Origin of the sequence: Streptomyces sp. P13-3-3, assembly GCF_050571355.1 — a bacterium.
Classification (GTDB): Bacteria; Actinomycetota; Actinomycetes; order Streptomycetales; family Streptomycetaceae; genus Streptomyces; species Streptomyces althioticus.
The window spans coordinates 4,214,301-4,231,144 of sequence record NZ_CP192228.1; the positions used below are offsets into that span (position 1 = coordinate 4,214,301).

The window sequence follows — 16,844 nt, forward strand, 5'->3', positions numbered from 1 at the left end:
GTGCCGGCTCCGGCCGGTCCGCGGACCGGCGCCCCGCCCCCGGGAGGCATCCCCGGGGGCGGGGCCCGTCACCGTCCGCTTACGATGCGCGTCGTGTCGATACCTCCGCCCGCCGGGCCGCAGTTCGAAGGCGGCGCCCAGCCGCCGCACTTCCCCCACCAGGGCCCGCCCGGTCCCGGGCCGTACTTCCCCTACGGCCCGTACGGGCCCCGGCCGCCCGCCGCCGTCAACGGTGTCGCCATCGCAGCCCTGGTCTTCGGAGTGCTGTGCTTCCTGCCCGCCGTGGGGCTCGTGCTCGGCGTGATCGCGCTGCTCCAGATCAAACGGCGGGGCGAGCGGGGGAAGGGCATGGCGGTCGCCGGCGTCACGCTGTCCTCGCTCGGGCTGGTGCTGTGGACGGTCGCGCTCGTCACCGGTGGCGCGGCGGCGTTCTGGGAGGGCTTCCAGGAGGGCGCGCGCTCCGACAGCGTCCTGTCCCTGCGCAAGGGCGACTGCTTCACCTCGCCCGGCGGACTGGAGGGCTGGACCGTCAAGGCCCACAAGGTGCCCTGCGCCGACGAGCACGACGGCGAGGTCTTCGCTCTCGTCTCCGTCCCCGGGAGCGACTTCCCCGGCGACGACAGCCTCGTCGAGCTGAGCGAGGACCGCTGCTACGAGCGGCGGAGCGCCTACGTCATGGACGGCTGGTCCCTGCCGGAGGAGATCGCCGTCTACTACTTCGCCCCGTCCGAGCAGAGCTGGGGCTTCGGCGACCGCTCCGTCGCCTGCGTGCTCGGCCAGGAGGACGGGACCCGTTTCAGCGGGTCGCTGCGCAGCGACGCGACCACCCTCGACGCCCATCAGCTGGCCTACCTGGAGGCCGCCGAGGTGCTCAACGTCGCGCTGGACGAGGTGCCCGCGTCCGACTCCTTCGACGACGACGTCAGCGACGACCGGGAGTGGGCCGGGCAGGTCGAGGAGGCGGTCACCGAGCAGGTGCGGCTGCTGCGCGCGCACACGTGGCCGGAGCGGGCGCGGGAGCCGGTGGACGAACTGGTCGCCGACCTGGTCGAGGCGCGGGTCGCCTGGGGGCGCGCGGCGGGTACGGCCGACCCGGACGCGTACTGGATCCGCGAGGAGGAGGCCTGGGAGGCGACCGACCCCTCCCTGTCGATCACCGTGCGCGAAGCTTTGGGGCTGGCCACTTCACCGCCCGCTTACGACGAGGAGGTCGAGCGGGAGCCGGAAGCCGGTGAGATGGAGGTGTGAGCGCCTCCATAGCGGGGAGAAAGTGCCTGCGTAAAGCCCTCCCACGGGAAAGGTCATCACATCGAGTGATTCTCTGGCCTTTGCTTGCTTCGGACAACCCAGGGTTGCCACTCTGTTGCTGTCTGTACAACCTGATGGGAGCGGCCAGTGACATTCGGTGAGCAGCCGGCGTACCTGCGCGTCGCGGGTGATCTCCGCAAGAAGATCGTCGACGGTCAGCTGCCGCCCCACACCCGGCTCCCCTCGCAGGCCCGCATCCGCGAGGAGTACGGCGTCTCGGACACGGTCGCGCTGGAGGCGCGCAAGGTGCTGATGGCCGAGGGGCTCGTCGAGGGCCGCTCGGGGTCGGGGACGTACGTGCGGGAGCGGCCCGTGCCGCGGCGGGTCGCCCGGTCCGGGTTCCGTCCGGAGCGGGGGGCGACGCCGTTCCGGCAGGAGCAGGCCGACATCGGCGTGCGCGGCACCTGGGAGTCCAGCAGCGAGCAGACGGACGCGAGCGCGTCGATCGCCCAGCGGCTGGGCATCGACGCGGGGGACCGCGTGATGCGCACGAAGTACCTGTTCCGGGAGGCCGGCGAGCCGATGATGCTCTCCACGTCCTGGGAGCCCCTCGCCCTGACCGGGCGCACGCCGGTGATGCTGCCCGAGGAGGGCCCGCTGGGCGGCATGGGCGTGGTCGAGCGCATGCGCGCGATCGACGTCGTCGTGGACAACGTGACGGAGGAGGTCGGGGCCCGCCCCGGCCTCGCGGAGGAGCTGATGCTGCTGGGCGGCGTCCCCGGTCACGTCGTCCTGGTCATCCAGCGCACCTACTTCGCGTCGGGTCGCCCGGTGGAGACGGCGGACGTGGTGATCCCGGCGGACCGCTACCGGGCGGCGTACCACCTGCCGGTGAAGTAGCAAGCCACGCCTGTCGGCGTCCGGGGGCCGGCGGTCGCTGAGGATCCGGCCGGCCCGCGCGGCGGCGGCGCCGGGCCGGCGATCTCCGGGCCCCAGCGGGAGAGCCTGCCGCGCTCGCGGCCGGCGACCGCGCGCACCGCGTGCGGGGCGGACGGCAGCAGCCGGAGAAGTCCACGCCGACGAGCGGGCCGCGGCGGTGAGGGCCGGCCACAGCGTGGCGAGCAGGGCTCCGGGCGACCTCCCTCACGTCCTCTTTCACCCCGCCCTGTTTCTCGCCCGTACCGCGGCCTCGCCCGCAGTACGCGCGTCGGCGTCGTCCCGTCCCGCCCAGGGCGCCGCGCCTCCCCAACCGCCCCATCGCCCCCTCGCGCTCCCCTTCGCGCCCCGCGTCCTGGCTCCGCTCCGGCGCGGGGCTCGGTCCGCGCCGGGTGGCGGGCGAAGGGATTTGGCCGTTCTTGCAGGTCGCCCCAGGGCCCGGGCGAGGCGGGCCATACGGCGCTGACCGGACATGTCGCCCCCGGCGCGCGGCGCATCCGCCACCGTGCGCCCCCTCCGTGCTGGCCGGTTGCGTGCCTGTTTGTGAAAAGGCGTATTCGCTCAGTGAAGGTAAGGCGTAGGCTCGGGCATATGCGGACTGCGGTTTCCTTACCGGGCGGGGCGCGGCACAGGTCGCGGAAGGCAAGTGGAGGGGAGCGATGAGCGACGGCACGGTGACTCTTCCCTGGCTCGTCGTGCGTCAGGACGACAACGGCAACCGCTACCGGGTGGGCCGCTACGCGACACGCGCCGAGGCGGAGAAGATCGCGGACAGCCTCGACGGCCGCGGCCACAAGCAGCTCTACTGGGTCGAACGCATCGGCCAGAGCGGCTCCACCGTCGGCCGGTCCGCCACCTGAGCCGTCCCGGAGCGCCGGCCCGTCTCCCGTAGGCTCCGCCGTATGAGCGAGCGGATCGTGGTGGTCGGTGCCGCCCTGTGGCACGAGGGGCGGCTGCTCGCCGCCCGCAGGAGCGCGCCCGCCGAGCTGGCCGGGCTCTGGGAGCTCCCCGGCGGCAAGGTCGAACCGGGCGAGGCCCCGGACGCCGCCGTCGTGCGCGAGCTGCGCGAGGAACTCGGCGTCGACGCCGAGCCCGGGGAGCGCGTCCCGGGTCAGTGGCCCCTGCGGACGCCGTACGTCATGCAGGTGTGGACCGCCCGCCTGCGACCCGGGTCCGCCGCCCCGCGCCCCCTCCAGGACCACGACGAGTTGCGATGGCTCACCCCCGACCGCGTCTGGGACGTCGACTGGATCGAGCACGACGTGCCCGCCGTGCGGGACACCCTCACCCACCTCGGAGCACGCGACGGCGGGTGACGCGATCCCGGCGCACCGCCGTGAGATGACGACCCGTGAGCGCGCCGTCGGCAGACGCCCGCGTGCGGGACGCGCGCCTCGCGCCGTTGTGCGCGGTACTCCGTCCGGGATATCGGGTATGTGGCTATTGACCACATGAAACCGGACACGGTCGGACTGCCTGACTCGCTCGGCGGGGGAGGTGATCCGCGTGACCGACACCGACGGCGACCGGGCCACGTGGACCTTCGCCGCGGACCCGAGCGCGGTGCGGGCCGCCCGTTGCGCCGTGCGCGAACAGCTCCGCCGGTGGGAGCTCGACGGCGTCGCCGATCTCGCGGAACTGCTGGTCAGCGAACTCGTCACCAACGCCCTGCGGCATGCCACCGGACCCGTCGGCGTGTGCCTGACCCGGCCCGCCGGACGGACCGGGGTGCTGCTCGTCGAGGTGTCCGACCCCGTCCCCGAACCGCCCCACGAACGCGTCGCCCGGCCCGACGACGAGGGCGGGCGCGGACTCCAGCTCCTGGCCCTCGCCTCCCGCCGCTGGGGGCACCGGTCCGGGCCGCACGGGAAGACGGTGTGGTGCGAACTCGTGGTCCCCCGGTGAGGTCCCGCACGGCCGTACGCAGGTGTGCGCGGGCCCTCGCCGCACCCCGTGACCGGTAACCGTCCATGACGGTTGTCGAACCGGGGGATTCGACGGCGTGTCCGCTGGTTAGAAGACTGGGAGTGTTCTCACGGCGTGGACCGAAAAGCATCGGGACCGTGCTGTGATCGTGAACACCGTGTTGCGCGGCGCCGTAGTGCTGGATACTGCGGGCAGCCGCCCCCGGTGACCGGTGCCGGACGCGGTGAGCTGGAGGGGACGGTTCGCGTGAGCGAGATACCAGCGAAGGCCACGGAGTCCGAGGACTCGTCGGGCGGCTCGAGGGACGAGGCCGCCGACGGCCTCCTATCCGGCGATGCTCCGTCCGGTGACGCCATGTGGCAGACCGCCCCGCCCGGCTCCATGTACGACTACATCAAGGTGGCGTCCTTCTCGATCGGCCCCGACGGGCTGGTCGACCAGTGGAGTCTGCGCGCCGAGCAGATCTTCGGGATCCCCGCGGAGCGCGCCGTCGGCGCCGACCCCATCGAGGCGTTCCTCGAGCCCGTCCGCAGGGAGCGCGGCCAGCGCAAGATGGCGGAGATCCTCGACGGCCGCGAGTGGACCGGCGTCGTGCCCTTCCGGCTGCCCGCCCACATGGCCGAGGACGACCGCGACCGCGAGGGCATCGCCGAGGTCTACGTCATGCCGACGCGGACCGAGGCGGGCGAGAAGGCCGCCGTCTGCATCGTCGTCGACGTCCGCACCCTGCGCCGCATCGAGACGGATCTGGCCGCCTCGCAGGCCATATTCGGCCAATCTCCCTTCGGCTTCGTGCTGATCGACCGTGACCTGCGGGTCCGCCGCGCCAACGAGCGGTTCGCGTCCCTCTTCGGCGGCGCGCCCGACGACCACCGCGGCAAGGGCGTCCACGACTACCTGCCGCGCGGCGAGGCCGAGCGGGTCGCGGCGACGCTGCGCAGGGTCCTGGAGACCGGCGAGTCCATCACGGACATGCACGTCACCGGGTTCGTCCCCGGCTCCGACGAGCGCCGCCACTGGTCCGTCAACCTCTACCGCGTGCACAGCGGCAGCGGCCGCCCCATCGGCATCGCCTGGCTGGGCATCGACATCACCGCCCGCCGCGCCGCCGCCCGTGAGGCCGCCGCCGCACGGCGCAATCTCGCCCTGCTGAACGAGGCCGGCGCGCGCATCGGCAACTCCCTCGACCTGGAGACCACCGCGCGCGAACTGCTCGACGTGGTCGTCCCCGGCTTCTGCGACCTGGCCACCGTCGACCTCTACCAGGGGCTGCTGGCCGGCGACGAGACCCCGCCCGGCCTCGCCGACGGCAGCGCCGAGGTGCGCCGCGTCGCCTTCGCCAGCGCCGTGTCCGACGGGCCCATCGGCGGCACCGGCGAGCCGGTGAAGCTGGGCGCCGTCCACCACTACCCGTTCAACTCGGCCTGCGCGGACGCCCTGCGCACCGCCCGCCCGCAGACCGTGCCCGGCGAGGACGGCGGCCTGGTGCAGTCCACGCTCGCCGTGCCGATGGTCGCCCACGACACCGTGGTGGGCCTCGCCCAGTTCGCCCGCACCAAGGGCAGCGAGCCGTTCGGCGACCGCGACCGCGACCTCGCCGTGGAACTGGCCGCCCGCGCCGCCGTCTGCATCGACAACGCCCGCCTCTACCGCCGCGAACACGAACGCGCGCTGATACTGCAGCGCTCCCTGCTGCCGCCCGGCGACCCGGAGGCGTCCGGTCTCGACATCGCCTGCCGCTACCTGCCCGGCAACGCGGCGAGCGGCCGCACCGGCGAGGTCGGCGGCGACTGGTTCGACGTCATCGAACTGCCCGGCCACCGCACCGCGCTGGTCGTCGGCGACGTCATGGGCCGCGGCCTGCGCGCCGCCGTCGCCATGGGCGAACTGCGCACCGCCGTACGGACGCTGGCGCAGCTCGACCTCGAACCGGCGGAGGTGCTCAGCCAGCTCGACGAGATCGCCCGCGGCCTGGGCGCTCCCGGCGGCCCTTCCCAGGCGTTCACCGGAGGCGTCCAGCAGGCCACCCGCGCCGCCCGCCGCCCCCGCGAGGCGGACCTCTCCGAGGTGTACCTGGCCACCTGCGTGTACGCCGTCTACGACTCCGTCACCCGCCGCTGCACGTTCGCCAACGCGGGCCATCTGCCGCCCGTCCTGGTCGAGCCGGGGGAGAACGCGCTGATGCTCGACGTGCCGCCCGGCATGCCGCTCGGCGTCGGCGGGGAGCCCTTCGAGGAGGTGGAGGTCGAACTGCCCGAAGGCGCCCTGCTCGCGCTCTACACGGACGGCCTGGTCGAAAGCCGCGACCACCCCCTCGACGAAGGCCTCCAGGCGTTCGTGGGCGCGCTCACCGACCCGTCCGCACCGCTGGAGGACGTCTGCGACCACGTCCTGAACACGCTCGACACCCATCACGGCGAGGACGACATCGCGCTTTTGATGGCACGTGTACAGGGCCTGCCCGCGAACTCCGTGGGCGACTGGACCCTGCCGCGTGAGCCGCGCAGCGTGGGCCGGGCCCGCGAGTACGCCCGCGCCCAGCTCCTCGCCTGGGACATGGAGCCGCTGGTCGACACCACCGAGCTGCTGGTCAGCGAGCTCGTCACCAACGCCCTGCGGTACGGCGAGGGGGAGATCAGACTCCGGCTGCTGCTGGACCGCACCCTGGTGTGCGAGGTCTGGGACTCCGGGTTGGTCCAGCCCCGCCGGCGGCGCGCCCGCGACACCGACGAGGGCGGCCGCGGCCTCCAGCTCGTCGGGCTGCTGAGCGCCGCCTGGGGCTCACGGCGTACGCCCCGGGGCAAGACCGTGTGGTTCGAACTGCCGCTGCCCGGGGCCGACACCGGCCTCACCGACCCGGCGGAGGCGCTGCTCAGCCTGTTCTGACGCCCCGTCGACCCGGCCGTGACCCTTCGTGATCATGAAGCCGTGGACGCAACCGCACCACCCGTTCCCCTCGTCCTCACCCCCAACATCCGACGACGAGGGGAACAGCGGCATGGACCACACGGAGTCGCGGGACGGCACGGACGAGCCCACGGACGGCACCCGGACAACGCCCGCGCCCGGACCCGCGCCTGCGCCCGCGTCCGAGCCCGCGTCGGCGTCGGCGTCCGGCCCCGTTCCCGCGCCCGGACCCGTTCCCGCGTCCGGACGCACCCTCGACCCCGAGCCCCGGCCCGACCCCGCGCCCCAGCCCCAGCCCCAGCCCGCGCCCGAGTCGGCCAAGAAGCGCCGCAGACCCTGGGTGCGCCGCGTCAGACGCACCGTCCTCGTGCTCGCGCTGGTGCTGATCGTGCCGCTCGCCGCCGTCGAGACGGCGCTGCGGGTCAACTACATGGGCGACCCGGCCGACGGCACCCACACCCGCAACCGGGACGCCATGTGGCTCGGCCACGCCTGGGTCGACGGACGCAAGAAGGACGCCGACGTCACCGCCCTCGCCGGCCGCCTCAGAGACACCGGCGTGCGGGACCTGTACGTCCACACCGGCCCACTGGAGCACGACGGCACCCTGCCGACGTCGGTGTATCCGCGCGCCCGCTGGTTCATCGACGCGGTGCACCGTGAGCTGCCCGGCGTCCGCGTCCAGGCGTTCCTCGGGGACGTCCTCGCCAACGGCGGCCCCGAAGGCCTGGAGTTGAGCGACGCCGCCACCCGGGCCGAGGTGGTGCGCAGCGCCGGCCAGGTCCTCGACACCGGCTACGAGGGCGTCCACATGGACCTGGAGCCCTTGCACTCCGACGACGAGCACTACCTCGACCTGCTCGACGACCTGCGGAAACTCACCAAGGACCGGGACGCGCAGCTCTCCGTCGCCGCCCACCAGATCGACCCGCTGCCGCACCTCCACTCCGTCGCGGGCCTCGTCGCCGACCACCCCAAGTGGTGGTCGCAGGAGTTCTTCGGCCAGGTGGCACGGCGCGTCGACCAGATCGCCGTGATGTCGTACGACACCGCGCGGCTCTTCGAGAGCACCTACGGCGGCTACGTGGCCCAGCAGACGTCGCTCGCCCTGGAGGTCACCCCGCCCACCACGCACCTGCTGATGGGGCTGCCCTTCTACTACGAGAACAACCCCAGCCACTGGGGTCACGCCGAGACGGTCGCCGCCGCCGTGCGCGGTGCCCGGCTGGGGCTGTCCCGCACCGACCCCGACCGGGAACTCTTCGGTCTCGCGCCGTACATCGACTTCGCGGCGACGGAGACCAACTGGAAGGAGTTCGAAGACGGCTGGGTCCGCTGACCCGTCAGGACCGGCGGCGGATCTTGTTCCCCAGCCACACCAGCGGGTCGTACTTGCGGTCCACCGCCCGCTCCTTCAGCGGGATCAGCGCGTTGTCCGTGATCTTGATGCCCTCGGGGCAGACCTCCGTGCAGCACTTGGTGATGTTGCAGTAGCCGAGGCCGTGGTCGTCCTGGGCCGTGCGCTTGCGGTCCAGGCCGGACTCCTCGGCCGCGTCCAGCGGGTGCATGTCCAGCTCGGCGACCCGCATCAGGAACCGCGGCCCGGCGAACGCCGGCTTGTTCTCCTCGTGGTCACGGACGACGTGGCAGGTGTCCTGGCACAGGAAGCACTCGATGCACTTGCGGAACTCCTGCGAGCGGTCCACGTCCTCCTGCATCATCCGGTACTCGCCCGGACCCACCCCGGCCGGCGGGACGAACGCCGGGACCTGCCGCGCCTTGGCGTAGTTGAAGCCGACGTCCGTCACCAGGTCCCGGATCACCGGGAACGCCCGCAGCGGCGTCACGGTGATCGTCTCCTCGCGGTCGAACACCGACATGCGGGTCATGCACAGCAGCCGGGGGCGGCCGTTGATCTCCGCCGAGCACGAACCGCACTTGCCGGCCTTGCAGTTCCAGCGCACGGCGAGGTCGGGGGCCTGGGTGGCCTGGAGGCGGTGGATGATGTCGAGGACGACCTCGCCGTCGTTCACCTCGACGCGGAAGTCCTCCAGGCCGCCCCCGTCGACGTCCCCCCGCCACACCTTGAAGCGGGCCTCGTAGCTGCTCACTCGTAGAGCTCCTCTTCGGCCAGGTACTTGACCAGCTCGTCCTTCTCGAAGAGGGCGAGCAGGTCGGGGCGGATGGGTTCGGTCGTCTCACGGGTCAGGGTGATCTGCCCGCGCACCGCGTCGGTGGCGGCGAGGCCTCCGGAGGGGTCGGTGAGCGCGCACAGCAGGTTGACGTTGCGCCAGGCGCGTTCCATGACGGCGTGGTCCTCGCGGGTGTGGCCGCCGCGCGACTCGGTGCGCTCCAGCGCCGCCCGGGCCACGCACTCGCTGACCAGCAGCATGTTCCGCAGGTCCAGCGCGAGGTGCCAGCCCGGGTTGAACTGCCGGTGGCCCTCCACGCCCGCGCGCCGGGCCCGCGCCCGCAGCTCGGCGAGCTCCTCCAGGGCCTGCCGCATCTCGTGCTCCCGGCGGATGATGCCGACCAGGTCGTTCATCGTCTGCTGGAGCTCCTGGTGCAGCGTGTACGGGTTCTCCGGCGGGCCGTCGGCCGGCTCCTCGCCCTCCGCCGAGAACGGCCGCAGCGCTTCCGCCGCGGCCGCGTCGACCTGGGCGTCGTCCGCGTGGGGCCGCGCCCCGGTCCTGGCGAGCGCGTGGTCCGCCGCGTGCCAACCCGCACGGCGCCCGAACACCAGCAGGTCGGACAGCGAGTTCCCGCCCAGCCGGTTGGAGCCGTGCATGCCGCCCGCGACCTCACCGGCCGCGAACAGCCCCGGCACCCCGCGCGCCGCCGCCGAGTCGGAGTCGACGGCGATGCCGCCCATCACGTAGTGGCAGGTCGGGCCGACCTCCATCGGCTCGGCCGTGATGTCGACGTCCGCCAGCTCCTTGAACTGGTGGTACATCGACGGCAGCCGGCGCTTGATCACCTCCGCCGGCATCCGCGTGGACACGTCCAGGAACACCCCGCCGTGCGGGGAGCCGCGGCCCGCCTTGACCTCGGCGTTGATGGCGCGGGCGACCTCGTCCCGGGGGAGCAGCTCGGGCGGGCGGCGGTTGTGGTCCGGGTCGTCGTACCAGCGGTCCGCCTCCTCCTCGGACTGGGCGTACTTCTCCTTGAAGACGTCCGGGACGTAGTCGAACATGAACCGCTTGCCCTCGGAGTTGCGCAGCACCCCGCCGTCGCCGCGCACCGACTCGGTGACGAGGATGCCCTTCACCGACGGCGGCCAGACCATGCCCGTGGGGTGGAACTGCACGAACTCCATGTTCAGCAGCGGCGCCCCCGCGAGCAGCGCCAGCGCGTGCCCGTCGCCCGTGTACTCCCAGGAGTTGGACGTGACCTTGAAGGACTTCCCGATGCCGCCGGTGGCGATCACCACGGCCGGGGCCTCCAGGACGAAGAAGCGGCCGGACTCCCGCTCGTAGCCGAAGACCCCGCTCACCTGGTCGCCGTCCTTCAGCACCCGGGTGACCGTGCACTCCTGGAACACCCTCAGGCGGGACTCGTAGTCGCCGGTCTCGGCGAAGTCCTCCTGCTGGAGCGCGACGATCTTCTGCTGGAGGGTGCGGATCAGCTCCAGGCCGGTGCGGTCGCCGACGTGCGCCAGCCGCGGGTACTCGTGGCCGCCGAAATTGCGCTGGGAGATCCGTCCGTCCTCGGTCCGGTCGAACAGCGCGCCCCAGGTCTCCAGCTCCCACACCCGGGCGGGCGCCTCCTGGGCGTGCAGCTCGGCCATCCGCCACTGGTTGAGGAACTTCCCGCCGCGCATGGTGTCGCGAAAGTGCACCTGCCAGTCGTCGCCGGAGTTGACGTTGCCCATCGCCGCGGCGATGCCGCCCTCGGCCATCACGGTGTGCGCCTTGCCGAACAGCGACTTGCAGATCACGGCCGTACGGGCGCCCCGCTCGCGCGCCTCGATCGCGGCGCGCAGACCGGCGCCGCCGGCCCCGACCACGACGACGTCCCACTCCTGTCGGTCGACCACGGACATGGATGAAGGCCCCCAGCTAGAAGAAGCGCGGGTCGTCGAAGACCCCGGACGCGACGAGATACACGTAGAGGTCGGCGACCGCCACGCTGATGAGCGACGCCCAGGCGAGCTGCATGTGGCGGGCGTTCAGCCGACTCACCCACTGCCACATCCGGTAGCGCACGGGATGCTTCGAGAAGTGCTTGAGCTTCCCGCCGACGATGTGCCGGCAGGAGTGACAGGACAGGGTGTACGCCCAGATCAGGACGATGTTCACCAGGAACACCAGGGTGCCGAGGCCCATGTGGCCCCATGCGTAGTCCTCGTCGCGGAAGGCGAGCACGGTGTCCCAGCTCAGCACGCAGGCGACCAGCAGCGCCGCGTAGAAGAAGTACCGGTGAACGTTCTGCAGGATCAGCGGGAAGCGGGACTCGCCGGTGTACTTCGCGTGCGGTTCGGCGACCGCGCAGGCGGGCGGTGACGCCCAGAAGCTCCGGTAGTAGGCCTTGCGGTAGTAGTAGCAGGTCAGCCGGAAGCCGAGCGGGAAGATCAGAATGATGATCGCCGGCGAGATGCCCCACCAGCCGCCGAACAGCTCCCAGTTCGGGCCGCCGCGCATCGGCTCGCAGTTCTCCGCGAGGCAGGGCGAGTAGAACGGCGACACGTACGGCGCCGCGTAGTAGTCCGCGTCGGCGAAGGCCCGCCAGGTCGAGTAGACGACGAAGGCGAGCAGCCCGGCCGCGGTGGCGGCCGGGGCCAGCCACCAGCGGTCGGTCCGCAGGTGCGGGGCGGAGATCGCGGCGCGCGTGCCGGATCTCACGCCGCCGCGGTGCTCGGGTTCGGTCGCAGGGGGTTCCGTACCAGTGGCCACGTCGTCCACTCCGGTAGGGGTCGGGGGCGCCGGGTCGGCGGGGCGGCGGTCGGGCGGGGGTCAGGGGGCGCGGCGGTCGCGGGCGCCGAGACCCTCGTCGTCGGTGTCCACCCACAGCGACACGTCGTAGGGGGTGTCGGAGATCGTCACGAGGTCGGGCCGCTTGGCCGGGCCCGCCGAGGCGACGGCGGTCTCCCGGAGCAGCGCGAGGCTCTCGCGCAGGTGGTTGGTGTCGGAGCGGACGCGGCGCAGTTCCAGACTGCCGCTGCCCAGCTGTTTCTCCAGGCGCCCCACCGACCTCATCAGGTCGTCGAGACAACGCTGGACGGTCGCCAGTTCATCGTGCACGGACATGACGTGACCTCACTTCCACGGGTCCTTCAGGCCCAAGGCGGTGCAACGGTCATGCGCCTGCGAGTGTTGCGCGTCACACCTTGCGCTGTGAAGGGATGTGCATCGATTGGCCGAGGCGCATGGGTGCATCGTCCGGTGCGCAGCCGCGTGGCGCCGGGTGCGTTGCGCCGCTCGGGTGGGCTTGGCGTCGGCGGCCGCCGTGTCGCCCGTGAATGCAGAACCCTTTCCTCTTCAGTGGGCCGCATACATCGGATGAACGCCCAATACCAAGTGTGATCACCATGCCCGCGGCTTTCCGGAGGTATCCAGAGATGTCCCACGACGGCATCGCCCCGCGCGCGGTCCTGCGCTCGGTCGCCTTCCTCACCGCCGGCATGCTCACGGTGCCCGTTCTGGCCGGATGCGGTTCCGACGATCCCGCGGGCGAGCCCCTCGCGGGCGCGGACACCGCGGGCGCGGACCGGTCCGACATCGCCGACGGCGGGACCCTGCGCTGGGCCGTGGACACCGTCCCGGACACCCTGAACACCTTCCAGGCGGACGCCGACACCACCACCGCCCGGATCGCCGAGGCCGTCCTGCCGTCGATGTACCGCTCCGACGCCCGGGGCCGGGCCGTGCGCAACGCCGACTACCTGGCCTCCGCCGAGGTCGTCGACACCGAGCCCAAGCAGGTCGTCGTCTACCGGCTCGCCCAGCAGGCCGTCTGGAGCGACGGCCGGGAGATCGGCGCCGCCGACTTCGCCGCCCAGTGGCGCGCCCTGTCCGGCAAGGACACCGCCTACTGGACCGCCCGCAACGCCGGCTACGACCGCATCGAGAAGGTCGAGCGGGGCAAGAACGACCTCGAGGTCAAGGTCACCTTCGGCCGCCCCTACGCCGACTGGAAGTCGTTGTTCAGCCCGCTCTACCCCAAGGAGGTCATGGGCACCCCGGACTCCTTCAACGACGGGGCGCGCAAGAAGCTCAAGGTCACGGCCGGGCCGTTCACGGTGGACAAGGTAAACACCAAGGAGGACGAGGTCGTCCTCGCCCGCAATTCCCGATGGTGGGGCGACCCCGCCAAGCTGCAGAAGATCGTCCTGCGCGCCGTGCCGCACGACAAGCGCGTCTCCGCCCTCAGCGACGGCACCCTCGACCTGGCCGAGATCGACCCCGAGGCCGCCCGGCGCATCACGGTCGCCGCCCTCCCGCAGGAGGGGAACACGCCCCTGATGGGCCCCGAGGCCGACCGCTCCGCCGCGGACGCGCTGCGCTCCTGGGCGGTCGCCAACGGCTCCGACGAGGACGCCGCCGACGAGGAGGTCTCCGCCCGCAAGAAGCTGCGCAAGAAGGCGGAGAAGTACGCACGGCAGCAGAAGGCGCTCGGCGGCTTCGAGGTGCGCAAGTCCCTGGAGCCCGCCTACACCCAGCTCGCCCTGAACGGCGCCGAGGGCCCCCTGTCCGACGAGCGGGTCCGCAGGGCCGTGGCCCGCGCCCTGGACCGCAAGGACATCGCCGGGACCGTGCTGAAGCCGCTCGGCCTGCCCGCCGAGCCCGTCGGCAGCCACCTCGCGCTGTCCGGCCAGGCCGCCTACGCCGACAGCAGCGGAGCCCTCGGCAAGCCGGACGCCAAGGAGGCCCGGGCGCTCCTCTCGGACGCCGGGTGGGTGCCGGGCGGCCCGGTCGAGGAGGAGAAGAAGGACACGAAGAAGGACGAGGGCGAGGAGGCGGCCGGCTCCGAGGCGGACAAGGAGGGCAAGGAGGACACGAAGGGCTCGGGCGGCTCGGAGGACTCCGACGACGGCGACGACGGCACGTACATCGTCGGCGAGGACGACGGCAAGAACCACGGGACGGGCGACGGCAAGGCCCCGCACGACTCCGGCACCGGCACCGGTCAGCTCAAGCAGGGCGGCGCCCCCGCGGGCGCCTACGCCCCCAAGGGCACCGCGGCCCCCGCCCGCGCCGACACCGCCCCGGTCGCCAAGGACGGCAAGGCGCTGGTGCTGCGGTTCGTGCTGCCGTCGGGGCCGGGCTCGAAGACCCTGGAGACGGTGGCCGGCCGGATCGCGGCGATGCTGGAGAAGATCGGCATCCGCACCGACATCTCCACGGTCGACGACGACAGCTACTTCAAGGACCACATCGCGTCCGGCGACTTCGACCTGGCCCTCTACTCCTGGCCCGCGACCGCCTTCCCCGCCACCGACGCACGCCCGGTCTACTCCAAGCCGGTCCCGGCCGCCGACGGCTCGCTCAACGTGGAGCAGAACTGGACCCGGGTCGGCACCGACCAGGTCGACCAGCTCTTCGACCAGGCCATCGCCACCCTCGACGACTCCGAGCGCCGCGACCTGATCCGCAAGGCCGACTCCCGGATCTGGGCGGCGGCCGGCTCCATCCCCCTCTACCAGCGCCCGCAGCTGGTCGCGGCCCGCAAGAACCTCGCCAACGCCGGCGCCTTCGGCTTCGCCACCCCCGTCTACGAGGACATGGGCTTCCTGAAGAAGTCGGCGCAGGGCCCGGAGGGCTCACCGGCGTCGAAGAAGGGCGGGTCCGGGAGCTGACCGGAACGGCCGCAGACGCGACGCGGCCCGGCGCCCCCACCAGGGGCGCCGGGCCGCGTCACGTGCGCGGTGCGGTGATCAGCCGTGCTTGGCGCGGCTCGCGGCGCGGGCGCGCTCGCGGGCGTCCAGGTTCACCTTGCGGATGCGGACGGCCTCCGGGGTGACCTCGACGCACTCGTCGTCGCGGCAGAACTCCAGGGACTGCTCCAGAGAGAGCTTGCGCGGCGGGACGATCGACTCGGTCACGTCGGCCGTGGACGACCGCATGTTGGTGAGCTTCTTCTCCTTGGTGATGTTGACGTCCATGTCGTCGGAGCGGGAGTTCTCACCGACGATCATGCCCTCGTACACCTCGGTGCCGGGCTCCGTGAAGAGCACGCCGCGCTCCTGGAGGTTGGTCATCGCGAAGGCGGTGACCGCGCCGGCGCGGTCGGCGACCAGCGAGCCGTTGTTGCGGGTGGTCAGCGTGCCGAACCAGGGCTCGTGGCCCTCGTGGATGGAGTGGGCGATGCCGGTGCCGCGGGTCTGGGTGAGGAACTCCGTCCGGAATCCGATCAGACCGCGGGAGGGCACCACGAACTCCATGCGCACCCAGCCGGAGCCGTGGTTCGACATGTTGTCCATGCGGCCCTTGCGGACGCCCATGAGCTGCGTGACCGCACCCATGTGCTCCTCGGGCACGTCGATGGTCATGCGCTCGACGGGCTCGTAGACCTTGCCGTCGACCTCCTTGGTGACCACCTGGGGCTTGCCGACGGTGAGCTCGTAGCCCTCGCGGCGCATCTGCTCGACCAGGATGGCCAGCGCCAGCTCGCCGCGGCCCTGCACCTCCCAGGCGTCGGGGCGCTCGGTCTCCAGGACGCGGAGCGAGACGTTGCCGATCAGCTCGCGGTCCAGCCGGTCCTTGACCTGGCGGGCGGTGACCTTGCGGTCCTTGACGGCCGCCTTGTTGTCGGCGCCCTTGCCGGTGCCGCCGCGGCCGACCAGCGGGGAGGTGTTGGTGCCGATGGTCATGGAGATCGCCGGCTCGTCCACCGTGATCAGCGGCAGCGCGACCGGGTTCTCCTGGTCGGCCAGGGTCTCGCCGATCATGATGTCCGGGATGCCCGCGACCGCGCAGATGTCACCCGGGCCGGCCTTCTCGGCGGGCTTGCGGGTGAGCGCCTCGGTCATCATCAGCTCGGAGATGCGGACGTTGGAGACGGAGCCGTCGCGCTTCATCCAGGCGACGGTCTGCCCCTTCTTCAGCTCGCCCTGGTGCACGCGCAGCAGCGCGATACGGCCGAGGAAGTTGTCGGCGTCCAGGTTGGTGACGTGGGCCTGGAGCGGGGCGCCCTCCTCGTAGGTGGGGGCGGGGATGTGCTCGAGGATCGTCGAGAAGAAGGGCTCGAGCGAGTCGGAGTCGCCGGGGACCGTGCCGTCGTCGGGCTTGGTCAGCGAGGCGATGCCGTCACGGCCGCAGGCGTAGACGATCGGGAACTCGATCTGCTCCTCGTCCGCGTCCAGGTCGAGGAAGAGGTCGTAGGTCTCGTTGACGACCTCGTCGATCCGGGCGTCGGGACGGTCCGTCTTGTTGATGCACAGGATGATCGGCAGCCGCTGCTGCAGGGCCTTGCGCAGCACGAAGCGGGTCTGCGGCAGCGGGCCCTCGGAGGCGTCCACCAGCAGCACGACACCGTCGACCATCGACAGACCGCGCTCGACCTCGCCGCCGAAGTCGGCGTGGCCGGGGGTGTCGATGATGTTGATCGTGATGGGCTCCCCGCCGTCCTTGGGGTGGTACTTCACCGCCGTGTTCTTGGCGAGGATCGTGATGCCCTTCTCACGCTCCAGGTCGTTCGAGTCCATCATGCGGTCGTCGACCTGGTCGAGCTGGTGGGCGGCGAAGGCGCCGGCCTGCTTGAGCATGCCGTCGACGATGGTGGTCTTGCCGTGGTCGACGTGGGCGACGATGGCGACGTTGCGGATGTCGTGACGCGTTACAGACGGTGCCATGAAAGGCGTACTCCCGGAGGTGGTGAAGGTTGCCCGC

Annotated in this window: 13 protein-coding genes; 8 read left to right on the plus strand and 5 right to left on the minus strand. The window is 72.1% G+C overall.

Going from position 1 to position 16,844, the window contains the following annotated elements:
* Positions 1-84: 84 nt before the first annotated feature.
* From ACQZOG_RS19380 to ACQZOG_RS19410, 7 genes are all read left to right on the plus strand, one after another.
* The gene (locus ACQZOG_RS19380) at positions 85-1,248 is read left to right on the plus strand and encodes a DUF4190 domain-containing protein (protein ID WP_430741681.1); all 1,164 of its coding nucleotides are present in this window, start codon (positions 85-87) and stop codon (positions 1,246-1,248) included.
* Between the two features lie 147 nt (positions 1,249-1,395).
* Positions 1,396-2,148: a GntR family transcriptional regulator gene (locus tag ACQZOG_RS19385; protein WP_033272181.1), complete on the plus strand. Its 753-nt coding sequence runs from the start codon at positions 1,396-1,398 to the stop codon at positions 2,146-2,148.
* A 695-nt stretch (positions 2,149-2,843) separates the two neighbouring features.
* A complete protein-coding gene (locus ACQZOG_RS19390) occupies positions 2,844-3,044 on the plus strand; it encodes a hypothetical protein (RefSeq protein WP_033272179.1) in 201 nt (66 codons plus the stop codon).
* Between the two features lie 42 nt (positions 3,045-3,086).
* Complete coding sequence (locus tag ACQZOG_RS19395) at positions 3,087-3,500, plus strand: (deoxy)nucleoside triphosphate pyrophosphohydrolase (RefSeq protein ID WP_037641367.1); 414 nt, start codon at positions 3,087-3,089, stop codon at positions 3,498-3,500.
* A gap of 190 nt (positions 3,501-3,690) precedes the next feature.
* On the plus strand, positions 3,691-4,089 hold the full coding sequence (locus tag ACQZOG_RS19400) for an ATP-binding protein (RefSeq protein WP_430741682.1): 399 nt from the start codon (positions 3,691-3,693) through the stop codon (positions 4,087-4,089).
* A 267-nt stretch (positions 4,090-4,356) separates the two neighbouring features.
* Positions 4,357-6,996 (plus strand): SpoIIE family protein phosphatase, encoded by a 2,640-nt coding sequence (locus ACQZOG_RS19405; protein ID WP_203550171.1) that lies wholly within the window; start codon positions 4,357-4,359, stop codon positions 6,994-6,996.
* A gap of 112 nt (positions 6,997-7,108) precedes the next feature.
* A complete protein-coding gene (locus ACQZOG_RS19410) occupies positions 7,109-8,356 on the plus strand; it encodes a glycosyl hydrolase family 18 protein (RefSeq protein ID WP_203550170.1) in 1,248 nt (415 codons plus the stop codon).
* A 4-nt stretch (positions 8,357-8,360) separates the two neighbouring features.
* Here the strand turns inward: ACQZOG_RS19410 and ACQZOG_RS19415 are convergent, their stop codons facing one another.
* Genes ACQZOG_RS19415 through ACQZOG_RS19430 form a run of 4 tightly spaced genes read right to left on the minus strand, consistent with a single transcriptional unit; the run spans position 8,361 to position 12,263 of the window.
* Positions 8,361-9,128 carry a succinate dehydrogenase/fumarate reductase iron-sulfur subunit gene (locus ACQZOG_RS19415; protein ID WP_033272172.1) on the minus strand — a complete coding sequence of 256 codons (768 nt, stop codon included), beginning with the start codon at positions 9,126-9,128 and terminating at the stop codon, positions 8,361-8,363.
* The gene (locus ACQZOG_RS19420; protein ID WP_430741683.1) at positions 9,125-11,059 is read right to left on the minus strand and encodes a fumarate reductase/succinate dehydrogenase flavoprotein subunit; all 1,935 of its coding nucleotides are present in this window, start codon (positions 11,057-11,059) and stop codon (positions 9,125-9,127) included. Before ACQZOG_RS19420 ends, ACQZOG_RS19415 begins: the two co-directional genes overlap by 4 nt.
* Before the next feature lie 16 nt (positions 11,060-11,075).
* On the minus strand, positions 11,076-11,909 hold the full coding sequence (locus ACQZOG_RS19425) for a hypothetical protein (RefSeq protein ID WP_037644097.1): 834 nt from the start codon (positions 11,907-11,909) through the stop codon (positions 11,076-11,078).
* 60 nt (positions 11,910-11,969) lie between these two features.
* Positions 11,970-12,263 (minus strand): hypothetical protein, encoded by a 294-nt coding sequence (locus ACQZOG_RS19430; protein WP_033272169.1) that lies wholly within the window; start codon positions 12,261-12,263, stop codon positions 11,970-11,972.
* A gap of 311 nt (positions 12,264-12,574) precedes the next feature.
* Between ACQZOG_RS19430 and ACQZOG_RS19435 the strand changes: the two genes are divergently transcribed.
* Positions 12,575-14,812, plus strand: a complete 2,238-nt coding sequence (locus tag ACQZOG_RS19435) for an ABC transporter family substrate-binding protein (RefSeq protein WP_430741684.1) — start codon at positions 12,575-12,577, stop codon at positions 14,810-14,812.
* Between the two features lie 78 nt (positions 14,813-14,890).
* Here ACQZOG_RS19435 and typA read toward each other — a convergent pair whose 3' ends face one another.
* On the minus strand, positions 14,891-16,807 hold the full coding sequence (gene typA, locus ACQZOG_RS19440; RefSeq protein ID WP_033272166.1) for a translational GTPase TypA: 1,917 nt from the start codon (positions 16,805-16,807) through the stop codon (positions 14,891-14,893).
* Positions 16,808-16,844: the final 37 nt, after the last annotated feature.

What these genes read in the sequence shown, in the direction of transcription:
- ACQZOG_RS19380 (WP_430741681.1), top strand. Translation starts at nt 85, where the DNA reads ATGCGCGTCGTGTCGATACCTCCGCCCGCCGGGCCGCAGTTCGAAGGC.
- ACQZOG_RS19390 (WP_033272179.1), top strand. Translation starts at nt 2,844, where the DNA reads ATGAGCGACGGCACGGTGACTCTTCCCTGGCTCGTCGTGCGTCAGGAC.
- ACQZOG_RS19395 (WP_037641367.1), top strand. Translation starts at nt 3,087, where the DNA reads ATGAGCGAGCGGATCGTGGTGGTCGGTGCCGCCCTGTGGCACGAGGGG.
- ACQZOG_RS19410 (WP_203550170.1), top strand. Translation starts at nt 7,109, where the DNA reads ATGGACCACACGGAGTCGCGGGACGGCACGGACGAGCCCACGGACGGC.
- ACQZOG_RS19420 (WP_430741683.1), bottom strand. Translation starts at nt 11,059, where the DNA reads ATGTCCGTGGTCGACCGACAGGAGTGGGACGTCGTCGTGGTCGGGGCC.
- ACQZOG_RS19430 (WP_033272169.1), bottom strand. Translation starts at nt 12,263, where the DNA reads ATGTCCGTGCACGATGAACTGGCGACCGTCCAGCGTTGTCTCGACGAC.
- ACQZOG_RS19435 (WP_430741684.1), top strand. Translation starts at nt 12,575, where the DNA reads ATGTCCCACGACGGCATCGCCCCGCGCGCGGTCCTGCGCTCGGTCGCC.
- typA (WP_033272166.1), bottom strand. Translation starts at nt 16,807, where the DNA reads ATGGCACCGTCTGTAACGCGTCACGACATCCGCAACGTCGCCATCGTC.